Raw genomic sequence first — 11,784 nt, forward strand, 5'->3', positions numbered from 1 at the left:
AGGGTATGTCTGATATTTTTACCGCCCATTCATTAAACCCCCGATATCTGCTTATCGCCGGGATCTCATTTGGCTATCTGCTTCTTCTTTTTGCCGTGGCTTTCTATGCTGACCGGCGTGAAGCTCTGGGGAAAAGTATTGTTTCCAATCCCTATATTTATGCCATGAGCCTGGCAGTTTACTGCTCATCCTGGACTTTTTACGGCAGTGTCGGTGAGGCCGCCAATACCGGCTTCAAGTTTTTGACCATTTACATCGGCCCGACCCTGACCGCTTTTTCCTGGTGGTTTATTCTCCGCAAGATGATCCGCATAAGCCACGAAAACAACATTACTTCCATTGCCGACTTTCTCAGTTCCCGTTACGGTAAATGTCCACGCTTGGGAGCTTTGGTGACCGTTTTTGCGATTGTCGGCATTATGCCCTATATTGCCTTGCAGTTGAAAGCTATTTCCACAACTTTTGATATTCTGGTGCATGCTTCTTCACAATCGGAGATAACTCCCATGACTATTGTCGGCTTGCCGACCATGGCTCTTGCACACAAATACCCCTTTTTTTATGATACTGCTTTTTATGTCTCCCTGGTAATGGCTCTTTTTGGCATTTTTTTTGGTGCCCGTCATCTGGACGCTGCCGAAAAACATGAGGGAATGGTTGCTGCCGTAGCCTTGGAGTCAATAGTGAAATTGGCGGCATTTCTCATGGTGGGGATATTTGTAACCTATGGCATGTTTGATGGATTTAAAGATATCCTTGATCAGATCAGCCACAATGACCTTTATAAACACCTGCTGCTGATTAATACTAGTCGTGCGAACAGCTACCAGTCATGGTTTACTATGGTGGTACTCTCCATGGCGGCGATCATATTTCTGCCCCGTCAGTTTCATATGGCAGTGATTGAAAATCATGAAGAAAAGCATGTTAAAATAGCCATGTGTCTCCTCCCTCTGTATCTTTTTCTGATCAACCTGTTTGTCATTCCTATTGCTTTTGGCGGTTTGTTGAAGATAGGCGGGCTTGCCTCCATGGCTGATACCTATGTGCTGACCCTGCCGCTGCTCCGTTCTAAAATGAGCTTATCAATCCTGGTGTTCATTGGCGGCTTGTCAGCTGCCACCGGCATGGTGGTGGTTTCATCCGTTACCCTGAGTACCATGCTGCTGAACAGCCTGATCATGCCGATATTTCTGGCCCTTAAAATCAAGGCTGACCTGTCCGGCTGGCTGATTCAGATTAAACGATTGGGTATCCTGCTGGTCATTTTACTGGGTTATGTCTTTTTTCGCCTGATTGGTGAATCATATATGCTGGTTAATATGGGGCTCATTTCATTCTCAGCCGCCATCCAGTTTGCCCCGGCAATCATTGGGGGTTTGTATTGGAAGGGAGGGACCCGCTACGGAGCTATGAGCGGGATTTCTCTGGGCTTTTTTTTCTGGGTTTATACCCTGTTAATCCCCGCATTTATTCGTTCAGGATGGCTGTCGGCTTCCCTTCTGCTGGATGGCCCTTTTCATATATGGTGGTTGAAGCCGACGGAATTGTTTGGCCTGGTGGGATTTGATTTATATTCCCATGCCCTGTTCTGGTCTTTGACCGCCAATGTTATTGCTTATTTTACGGTTTCTCTCCTCGGTTCCCAGGAAGATATTGATCGGCGGCAGGCAGAGAAATTTGTTGACGTTTTTCGACCTACCGTTGATCGCTTTATTCGTGAAAAGCGCTATGCCAATTTCCCGGCTTTGTCTGAGCTTGAAAAGATGATGGCCAAATTCATCGGCAGGGAAAGAGCACATAAGACCCTGGTTGACTTTTTTGGCACCGAAGATTTTACTGATAAGCTGGCAGAGATGAGTGATCAGGCCCGGATGGAGTTGGCATTACTGATTGAACGAAGTCTTGGGGGTTCAGTCGGTTCATCAGCAGCCAGGCTGATTTGTGATAATTATATGAAAACCAAGGGTTCGGAGATGGAAGATGTCTTTGATATCTTCGGCAAAATATCTCTCTCACTGGAAGCCAGTCAGGAAGAGTTGCAACACCGGGTTAAAGAAATGTCGGTATTATACGATGCCAGCCGATTGGTTGCCTCAACTCTGGATATTGACCAGGTTATGGAGAATATCCTTGATTTACTGATGGATAAATTCGAGGTGGATAATTGTTCCATTCGTCTGCTTGATGATGATGGTATGCTGCGGATAAAACATCAGCGGGGCCTGCGTCCTGAATTTGTCAAAACCGCTGAACGACGGCCAACGATGGAATGCTATTCAGGAGAATGCTTTTTGACCGGCAAGGTAATCTATCTGCCGGATGCTGAAAAAATCAGTAAACCATTATCCACTAATTTGATTACCAAACAGGGGAACAAGTCTTTTGTCCAGGCGCCAATTATATCCGAGCATAAGATTGTCGGGGTGTTAACTGCCGCATCAATAAAGGAAAAAGGATATTTTTCAGAAAAGTTTATGGATTTGTTCGAAACTATAGCCCGGCAGTTAGGGGTGGCAATAGAAAGTGCCAGGCTATATGACAAGCTGGCAAAATTTAATAAGGAACTGGGAGTAAAGGTGGCTGAACGGACCATTGAGCTGGAGCGCAAATCGATGGAATTGGAAGAAGCCAACAAAGAATTGAAAGTGCTGGACCAGCTTAAATCAGAGTTTCTGGCCAATATGTCCCATGAATTGCGCACGCCGATGAATTCCATTATCGGTTACACTCAATTATTGCTTGATGGGGTTGATGGGCCGATTAATGATGATCAGAAAGAAAGCATGGAGAAAGTGGAACGAAATGCTGAACATCTGCTTTCCCTGATTAATGATATTCTTGATTTGTCAAAGATAGAAGCCGGCAAGATGGTGCTTGAACTGAAGCCCCTGTCCCTGGAGGTTGTCGTAAACGATACGGTTGACACCATCGCGCCGTTGGCGGAAGATAAACAACAAAAACTGGTTGTTGAAGTTGCGGCTGATCTGCCGCAAATTATGGCTGACGCGGATAAACTCCGGCAGATATTGATTAATCTGTTGAATAACGCGATCAAATTTACTTCCCGCAATGGGATTATTACCCTGAATGCTGATTTCTGGCAGGGCATCTCTCCTGCCGGTCTTGATCCCGAAAAAGATTATCTATTAATCTCGGTAAAAGACACCGGCATCGGGATTAAAAAGGAAGACCTGGACCGTCTGTTTGGTGAGTTCATCCAAATTGACGCCTCGGCCAGTCGGAAATATGGCGGTACCGGTCTGGGCTTAAGTATTACCAGGCGATTGGTGGAAATGCATCATGGTGACATCTGGGTTGAGAGTGAATATGGCAAAGGCTCCACTTTTTCATTTGTTATCCCTTTTGCCGAACCTCTGCCGGCAGAAATGATGAAGAAGATGACCGAAAAACAGGTGCTTGATACTCCTGTGGCAGGAGAAGTTTTTGATTCTGAGGTAGTCACCGGGTTGACCGATGAGGTAAAAGAAAGTAAACGGGAATTAAATAAAATGATTGTTACGGTTGCCAGTGATCCTGATCGTTCCCGTACCATTCAACGTTATCTTGGTGATGCAGGTTTTACCGCGGTGGCCTCATTCGGCCTGGAAGAGGCGTTGGCGAAGATTATAGAAGACAAACCGTTTTTGCTGGTAGTCGACCTTAGTTTTTATTTGAGTCGGGGCTGGCAATTAATCCAGGGGCTGAAAGATGATCAGGAACTGGATAATATTCCTATTATTATTGTTTCTTTACAAAACCAGGATGAAGGTCTGATTATTGGCCCGGATGGTTATTTTATCAAACCGTTGAGCAAGGATGACATAGAGGTTCAGATCGGGAAAGTACTTGATGACTCGAAAATCAGTGGAGATGTTTTGATTGTCGATGATGAGCCATTCGCGGTTGATCTGGAGAGGAAGATTATAGCGGAAATGGGCTTGGAGGTGCGTACGGCCTTCAGTGGCCGGGAGGCCATGGCAAAGTTACAGGAAAAAGCCCCCGGCCTGGTTATCCTGGATTTGATGATGCCGGAGATTGATGGTTTTCAGGTGGCTGAATACATGAAATCGGAAGGAAGACTGCGGCAGATTCCCATTATTGTGGTAACGGCTAAAGATCTTGATCCACAAGAGATTATCCAGTTGAAAAATCAAGTGAATAAGGTTATCAAAAAAGGGGTTAATATGCGAGATTTGTTATTATCGGAAGTTGATAAATGGTTTGCCCAGCAGGGAAAAGAAGATGGATGATAAGCAGAAACAGGTGATTATGGCGGTTGAGGATAATGAGGATAATCGTGATTTGATTGTTAAAATTCTCAGCCATCGGGGTTATGATGTTATTGGAGTCAGTAACGGCAGCGAGGCCCTGGCCCGCCTGGCTGAGGTGGCGCCTGATCTTGTTTTAATGGATATCAATCTGCCCGGTATGGATGGCTACGAAGTAACCAGAAGGATTCGCGATAACGAAGTTTTTGCTAAGGTTCCCATTGTCGCGCTTACCGCCCATGCCATGCACGGTGACCGGGAAAAAAGCCTGGCTGCCGGTTGTAACGCCTATGTGGCCAAACCCATTGATGTGCATACCTTTCCGGATATTATTGCCGGTCTGTTATCCGGGGAAAAGCGATGAAAGAGATAATCCTGATTGTTGACGATAATATGGACAATGTTGAACTGCTGCGTAAAAGGTTGAGAGCGGTTGGCTATGAAACCATTGAAGGCTATGATGGGGAACAGGCAGTTTCCATGACCCGGGAACAGCATCCTGATCTGATTTTGCTGGATGTGATGATGCCCAAACTCAATGGATTTGAGGTTTGTGAAATCCTGAAAAAAGATGAAGCTACCCGGCATATTCCGGTCCTGATGCTGACTGCCAAGCGGGAAATTCCGGACAAGGTTAAAGGTTTCGATCTTGGTGCTGATGACTATGTTACCAAGCCGTTTAATTTTCAGGAATTATTGGCCCGGGTCAGGTCCTTGTTGAAAATCCGCAGTGGTTATCGCAAACAGGTTGAAAAAGAACGTCAGAAGGCTTTGGATCAGATGGCTGAGGGGGTTGCCCATGAAGTGCGAAATCCGGTAGTTTCCATTGGCGGTTTTGCCCGGCGGATTATTGACGAATTGCCGGATAGCGACCAGAAGAAAAAATATGCCCAGGTAATTATTAAAGAAACTGAGCGTTTGGAGCGGATGGTCAAGGATATTGCCGATTCCAGGCTGGTTCCTGATGGTATCAGGCAGGGTGAAGATATCAATGTGATAATCAATGATACTTTGTTGCAGCTTAGCCGGTTATTGGAGAGAAACCGGATAGAAGTAAAAAAGGAATTTGCCGCTGATTTACCCCCGGTGTTTGTCAATCGCAAAAATATTATTATTGCCCTGATGCAGGTAATGACTAATGCCGCGGAGGCGATGGAAGAAGGTGGCAGGTTAACCATCATAACTACGGCAGCTGATAATATCTGGGTCCTTGTCGAGATTATTGATAGTGGTCGGGGTATCGCGGCGGAAGATCTGGAGAGTATTTTTGATCCTTTCTTTACGACGAAAATGTCAGGCGCCGGCATGGGTCTGCCCCTGGTCCGTAAAATTATCGATGATAATCAGGCAATGATCAGGGTTGAAAGTAAAGAAGGTAAAGGAACCAGGGTGGAGATTAGTCTGCCGGTTGAAAGTGCCGGGAGCTAGCTTGTGTTTATCCGGAAACTATTTTTTCCTGATGAACGCTTTCAGTGGTCAGCTTTCAGTTCATCTGGTAATGATGGTTTGACTTTTAATGTGATTTCTTTGCGGATTGCTACGGTTCCGGGTTTTGCCCCACGGGGTTTGCTGACATAACGGGCTTTGGTGCAGGCGACGGCCACGGTTCCGCCGCTTCTGGCTTTGCTATGATAAGCGGCAATGGCGGCAGCCTGTTTCAGTATTTGACGATCAGGATCCATCCCTTTTTGCCTGCGAAGCAGGACATGGCTGCCCGCCATACCCCGGACATGAAACCACCAGTCATCCGGATGGGCGGTTTTTAGACTCAAGCGGTCATTGTCGGTGTTGGTTCTACCGGCCAGGACTTCCCATCCATCTTCCAGTTCATAGTGATACAGCTTTGGTGGCAGGGGATGATGAGGCGGCGATTTAACCGGTTTCATGATGGTTGGTTGCCGTTTGGCGGGCAGACTGCGGAAATTCTACAATTAATGGCTGGAATCATACTGGTAACGCACTGTTTCCCGGCTTCGATAGCTTCCGCTGCCCGATCAAACTCCAGCAGGCCAATATGGGCAACACGCGGATTCAGTAAAATATCAGGCGGATCGCCGGCCATGCGACTGCGACTCAAGCGATCCTGCATGATGGCAATGGAACCGGCAAGCACATCAAAAAGACCAGGCGTAGGGATTTTTGGTTCAAAGAACTGAGAGACCATGGCGTCCGTCCGTTGTTTTAACTCTTCGGAAATTTTGTGTAAAAGAGAGGTCTCTACGCTGGGCTCATCTTTATCATGTTGATAGGCATGGGTTAAATGACCTGTATGCCGATTAATAAGATCCTGGTTAAGGTTGATGGCAATGACTAGCTCAGCTCCCAGGGCCCGGCAGACGGAAACCGGGACCGGGTTAACTAAGCCACCATCCACCAGCCAGCGGTTGTGCAGGTGAACGGGGGTGAAAATTCCCGGAGTGGCAATGGAAGCCCTGATGGCATCCAGCAGCGGTCCTTCCTGGAACCAGATTTCCTGCCCGGTTTCCAGGTTAGTAGAAACACAGGCATAAGGTTTGGGCAGGTTTTCAATAGCGATGTCACCCATTTGTTGCCGAAAAAAATCTATCAGTCGGCTTCCTTCAACAAAGCCACCGCCGCGTAGCAAGCGGATATCAAGGTATTTGATGATTTCTTTACGTTCCAACTGCAGGAGCCATTTACGCAGGGCATCAAGTTGTCCAGCAAGGTAAAACCCGCCTACCAGGGCGCCAATGGATGTCCCACAGATGATATCTGGAATGACATCTATTTCTTCCAGTTCGTTGATGACGCCGATATGAGCCCAGCCACGGGCTGACCCTCCACCTAAGGCCAGGCCGATTTTTGGTTGCCTCGGCAAATGGTGGTTATTTTTCCATTTTTTGCTCATGATTACTCAAATTGAAGGGGGAATGGGAGAATATTTCTTAGTGTTCATTCGGAAACATTCATTTCCTGATGAATGCTTTCAGCGATCAGCCGTCAGCTGTCAGTAAAACATTGGAAAAACAGATGGTTAAGGTGACTGCAGAAAGCAGAGAGCTGATTGCCCATCCGGAAACACTGGTTTCCGGGTGGAAATTACCTGGCTTGTGAAAGGGTGTAAAAATAAATGATGTAAGCATAGGCAACATAGAGGATGAAAAGAACGCCAATCCAAACCATGAATTTATTGATTGTTTTCAGCAGGCGATATTTACGCAAGGCTTTTTTCTGATCATTTTTCTTGTCAACCATAAAACAGTTTTTACCATAGTGGCATTGATGTATCAAGAAAAAACTGCCGTGCATATCCCGCTTCTGCGGGGACATTGCTTCGCCCTCTTCGAAGGGGACAGAATTGAATTCTGTCCCCGTATAGAGACTGTTTGAGATATCATCTGAATAGTTAATATTTTTTAAGAAACATGGCAAAAAGTCCTTGCATCTCTAGATGTTTTCATGTATAAGCGCACCCTTTCAGGGTGAATGTCCTGAATAATTGTTGCTTGTTTGCTGTGCACATCGTCTGGAGAGTTGAAAAACAATTAAATAACTGACAAACTTCACTTCATCCCTATCCTATCCACAACATTGATGGATTCGTGAAAAATCGAATAGTGTCCCATCATTATCAATAATTATAACAGGTTAGAGATTACAAATATCCCGATTCCGGATTTTTGCGAAATCGGGGAAATTAATCGGCCCTTTGTATTAAGCCGGTATGGCTGGTTGTTGTAAACCATTGACATGCCGGTTGGTTAACTTGAACGTTACTACTGGAACTAAAGGAAATGGAAAAATGAACAAGGACATTCAGAACGTTAGGAATATTGGTATCAGTGCTCATATTGACTCGGGTAAGACTACCTTGACTGAGCGCATTCTTTTTTATACTGATCGTATTCATGCCATCCATGATGTGAAAGGTAAGGATGGGGTTGGGGCAACCATGGATTCCATGGAACTGGAAAAGGAGCGGGGGATAACCATCGCCTCGGCTGCTACCTCTTGTGAATGGAAGGATTATGAAATTAATATTATTGATACCCCGGGTCACGTTGACTTTACCATTGAAGTAGAACGATCATTGCGGGTGCTGGATGGTGCCATCCTGGTTCTATGTTCCGTTGGCGGAGTCCAGTCCCAATCCATTACCGTTGATCAACAGATGAAACGATATAAGGTCCCCAGCATTGCTTTTATTAATAAATGTGACCGCAGCGGTGCCAACCCCGACCGGGTGATCGAACAACTACGGGATAAATTGGGACATAACGCGGTTGCCATCCAGATACCTATCGGCCTGGAAGCCGATTTTGAAGGGGTTGTCGACCTGGTGGCAATGAAAGCTGTCTATTTTGATGGTGACAATGGTGAGATTGTTCGAGTTGAGGAAATCCCGGCGCAGTTGCAGGCGGAAGCAAAAGCCAAAAGAGAAGAATTGATTGACGCGGCTTCCATGTTTTCCGATGAACTGACGGAGGCGATTCTTGAGGAGCAGGAGATCCCGGCTGAAATGATTTATAGCGCTTTGCACGACGGAGCCCTGAACCGGGAAATTACTCCCGTATTTGTCGGCTCCGCTTATAAAAACAAGGGTATTCAACCTCTACTTGATGCGGTGAATGCTATTCTTCCCAGTCCGGTAGAAATAAAAAATGAAGCTCTTGATTTGGATAAAAATGAAGAACCGGTAACCCTTTCCAGTGAACATACAGGCCCGGTGGTTTCTCTGGCCTTTAAACTGGAGGATGGTCCCTACGGACAGTTGACCTACATCAGGGTGTACCAGGGAAAACTGGCTAAAGGCGACACGGTCATTAATGTGCGTACCGGGAAAAAGGTAAAGATTGGTCGTCTTGTACGTATGCACGCCAGCCAGATGGAAGAGATCGAGTTTCTGTCTGCCGGTTATATCGGGGCTCTTTTCGGAGTTGATTGTGTGTCTGGTGATACCTTTGCCGCTCCCAACCTGAACCTGACTATGACTTCCATGTATGTGCCCAGTCCGGTTATCTCCCTGGCCGTGGTGCCTAAGGATAATAAGGCCCAGGTCAATATGTCCAAGGCCCTGAACCGTTTTTCAAAGGAAGATCCTACTTTCAGAGCTTATGTGGATGATGAAACCAACGAAACCATTATTGAGGGAATGGGTGAGCTGCACCTGGAAGTTTATGTTGAGCGTATGCGCCGGGAATATGGTGCGTTAGTGGAAACCGGCCAGCCCCGGGTTGCCTATCGGGAAGCGATTACCAGAAAAGCTGAATTTAATTATATTCATAAAAAACAAACTGGTGGTTCCGGCCAGTTTGGTCGGGTTGCCGGCTATATGGAACCAGTGGCTGATGATGATTTTGCTTTTGAAAGCAAGATTGTTGGCGGTTCCATCCCCACCCAATATATTTCTTCCTGTGAAAAAGGTTTTAAGGCTTGTATGAGCAAGGGTCCAAAAATGGAATTTCCGGTTACCGGAGTCAAAATAGTGATTAATGATGGTTCTTCTCACGCGGTTGATTCATCTGAAATGGCCTTTCAGGCGGCAGCCCGTGGCGCTTTCCTGGAGGGATATGCCAAGGCGAGCCCGACAATTCTGGAGCCGATTATGAAGGTGGTGGTGGAAACCCCCACTGAATTTCAGGGGTCAGTGATGGGAACAATCAATCAGCGTCGGGGGATTATCCTCGGTACTCAGGATGAAGGTGCCATGTGTGTGATTGAATCCCAGGTCCCCCTGGCTGAAATGTTTGGTTATTCAACCGTTCTGCGTTCTTCCACTCAGGGGAAAGCCCAGTTTACCATGGAGTTTTCCAGCTATAAAAAAGTGCCTCAGAGTGTTGGTGAGGAACTGGCTAAAAAGTATGCCGAATCAAAGAAAAATGTTGCTTAAATTGCAGAAAAAGCGGTTGTTATCGACAGAGTCACAGCCGGCAAAGTCACGGATAATTTACCTTAGACAAAGGAATATTGTGATGTTGAAAAATGATCTTATTGTACGCAATCCATTAAATGCTCTTGGGGATCAAAACGATGAAATTATTGCTCCTGGAAGTTTTGGGGCAATTTTATCGCGGGCCGGAGTGGGAAAAACCTCATTATTGATTCAGGTAGCTTTAAATGCGCTTTTGCGCCAGAAAAATGTTTTGCATATCAGCCTTGAAGATCCCGTTCGCAAAGTAAACCTCTGGTACAAGGAGGTATTTTACAACCTGATTGAACAGTTTAAAGTAGATCAGGGTAATGTCCTGTGGCAGGAAATTCTGCCCCATCGTTTCATTATGACCTTTAATGCTGATAACTTTTCTGCCGCCCGTCTCCAGGAGCGGGTAATTGAGCTTTTGGATCAGGATATTTTTGCCCCCCGGCTGATGCTGGTTGACGGCTTGAATTTCTCCGCCTCGCAGCGGGAACAATTACTGGCCATCCATGACCTGGCGGTTGAGCTGGAATTGCCGGTATGGTTTACTGCTCGGACTCACCGCCATGAGCAGGAAAATGCCGCCGATGGTATTCCCGTACAGCTGCGTGATCTGGATGATCTTTTCAGTGCAATTGTCAAGCTTCAGCCCCAGGGGCAGGAAATATATCTTAAAGTGATCAAAGGTTGTGAGAGCAGTGTAAATCAACCGGCTATTCAACTTGATCCGGCAACCATGTTATTGAAAATTAACCAATAACCTGAATAAAACTGTCAGTTTTTAAAGGCAAAGCCGAATCGGCTTTGCCTTTTTTAATCGTTTACGGCTCTTACCCCTCTTACAACAAGTTTGAACTCAGACGAATAACATCGGGAAAGTTATTCTATTGGTAAAAGAGATAGCGATTTCAATTTACGATAAAATGTCAACAGGACTTTTTTGAAATTGGTATTTAATTCCAACAAGCGTTTTGGGTCAATCCGCAAGGTCTCTCGATCAAACCATTTTTCAGATAAATACAAACTTCGGTTCATCTCTATTTGTAGCCAGGGTTTTGGTTTGTTACCATAAGTTCTGGTAATGTAGCCGCCTTTAAAAGGTCTGTTGATGGTAACGTCTTGTTCTTTCAGCTCAAATATCTCAATAAAACTATCTTGCAACAATTTAGTAACAACAGGATCACAAGCCTTGCCTTCGGCGTCTCCTAAATTGATCAGTGGTCTCTCCCCCTGATCCGGAGCAACTGAAGGAGCAACTGCTGCCATAGAGTGACAATCCATGGCCAGTGCTATTTTTTTATTTTGGAGTGCCGCGCTGATAGATGCATGGTAAGGTATATAGTATTTTTCCAGTAAAACCTTGATCATTTCGGCATCAGGTTGTAATTCGGTTTTGTATATTGGACGGCTGTAGCAGGTCGCACTTTTAATGACCCCATCAGTCATCTCCGGCGGCAGCATATCCTGAGCTCGGCTGGCATCGACAAATGCCCGAGCAATATTAAATTTTACTTCCGATAACACAATGTCAGTTGATTCGTAAATCTCCTGGGTGAAACTGTCAGAATCGTCAAAAAGATCGTTGTCGGTTATACAGACTCTGGATTTTAATTCATCAGGAAGCTCAGTGCCCCC

General features: G+C 45.8%; 9 protein-coding genes. 5 read left to right on the forward strand and 4 right to left on the reverse strand.

The annotated features are described in order from the left end of the window. Nucleotides 1–5 precede the first annotated feature (5 nt). From U9P07_01635 to U9P07_01645, 3 genes are read left to right on the forward strand one after another with little or no spacing between them, the layout of a single operon-like run. Nucleotides 6–4,253, forward strand: a complete 4,248-nt coding sequence (locus tag U9P07_01635; GenBank protein MEA2108106.1) for an ATP-binding protein — start codon at nt 6–8, stop codon at nt 4,251–4,253. Then, entirely contained in the window at nt 4,246–4,635 is a 390-nt protein-coding gene (locus U9P07_01640) for a response regulator (GenBank protein MEA2108107.1), read from the forward strand. The genes U9P07_01635 and U9P07_01640 overlap by 8 nt, the downstream gene beginning before the upstream one ends. Next, entirely contained in the window at nt 4,632–5,699 is a 1,068-nt protein-coding gene (locus U9P07_01645) for a response regulator (protein ID MEA2108108.1), read from the forward strand. The genes U9P07_01640 and U9P07_01645 overlap by 4 nt, the downstream gene beginning before the upstream one ends. A 41-nt stretch (nt 5,700–5,740) precedes the next feature. Here the strand turns inward: U9P07_01645 and U9P07_01650 are convergent, their stop codons facing one another. The 3 genes from U9P07_01650 to U9P07_01660 form a co-directional block, all read right to left on the reverse strand. Further along, nucleotides 5,741–6,157: an NFACT RNA binding domain-containing protein gene (locus tag U9P07_01650; protein MEA2108109.1), complete on the reverse strand. Its 417-nt coding sequence runs from the start codon at nt 6,155–6,157 to the stop codon at nt 5,741–5,743. Continuing rightward, a complete protein-coding gene (locus U9P07_01655; protein MEA2108110.1) occupies nt 6,154–7,140 on the reverse strand; it encodes a patatin-like phospholipase family protein in 987 nt (328 codons plus the stop codon). The genes U9P07_01650 and U9P07_01655 overlap by 4 nt, the downstream gene beginning before the upstream one ends. Nucleotides 7,141–7,331: 191 nt before the next feature. Beyond that, nucleotides 7,332–7,562: a hypothetical protein gene (locus tag U9P07_01660; protein MEA2108111.1), complete on the reverse strand. Its 231-nt coding sequence runs from the start codon at nt 7,560–7,562 to the stop codon at nt 7,332–7,334. A gap of 472 nt (nt 7,563–8,034) precedes the next feature. On the opposite strand from U9P07_01660, the gene fusA reads away from it, so the two are divergent. Further along, complete coding sequence (gene fusA / locus U9P07_01665; protein MEA2108112.1) at nt 8,035–10,122, forward strand: elongation factor G; 2,088 nt, start codon at nt 8,035–8,037, stop codon at nt 10,120–10,122. 82 nt (nt 10,123–10,204) lie between these two features. Continuing rightward, the gene (locus tag U9P07_01670) at nt 10,205–10,909 is read left to right on the forward strand and encodes a cytoplasmic protein (GenBank protein MEA2108113.1); all 705 of its coding nucleotides are present in this window, start codon (nt 10,205–10,207) and stop codon (nt 10,907–10,909) included. A gap of 119 nt (nt 10,910–11,028) precedes the next feature. Here the strand turns inward: U9P07_01670 and U9P07_01675 are convergent. Beyond that, on the reverse strand, nt 11,029–11,784 hold a 756-nt coding region (locus U9P07_01675), incomplete at its 5' end, for an N-formylglutamate amidohydrolase (GenBank protein ID MEA2108114.1).

The sequence above is a fragment of the Pseudomonadota bacterium genome, from assembly GCA_034660915.1.
GTDB lineage: Bacteria > Desulfobacterota > Anaeroferrophillalia > Anaeroferrophillales > Anaeroferrophillaceae > DQWO01.

Bases quoted from the DNA above. Each gene is read 5' to 3' on its own strand.
- U9P07_01635 (MEA2108106.1), top strand. From the start codon at position 6: ATGTCTGATATTTTTACCGCCCATTCATTAAACCCCCGATATCTGCTT.
- U9P07_01640 (MEA2108107.1), top strand. From the start codon at position 4,246: ATGGATGATAAGCAGAAACAGGTGATTATGGCGGTTGAGGATAATGAG.
- U9P07_01645 (MEA2108108.1), top strand. From the start codon at position 4,632: ATGAAAGAGATAATCCTGATTGTTGACGATAATATGGACAATGTTGAA.
- U9P07_01650 (MEA2108109.1), bottom strand. From the start codon at position 6,157: ATGAAACCGGTTAAATCGCCGCCTCATCATCCCCTGCCACCAAAGCTG.
- U9P07_01655 (MEA2108110.1), bottom strand. From the start codon at position 7,140: ATGAGCAAAAAATGGAAAAATAACCACCATTTGCCGAGGCAACCAAAA.
- U9P07_01660 (MEA2108111.1), bottom strand. From the start codon at position 7,562: ATGTCCCCGCAGAAGCGGGATATGCACGGCAGTTTTTTCTTGATACAT.
- fusA (MEA2108112.1), top strand. From the start codon at position 8,035: ATGAACAAGGACATTCAGAACGTTAGGAATATTGGTATCAGTGCTCAT.
- U9P07_01670 (MEA2108113.1), top strand. From the start codon at position 10,205: ATGTTGAAAAATGATCTTATTGTACGCAATCCATTAAATGCTCTTGGG.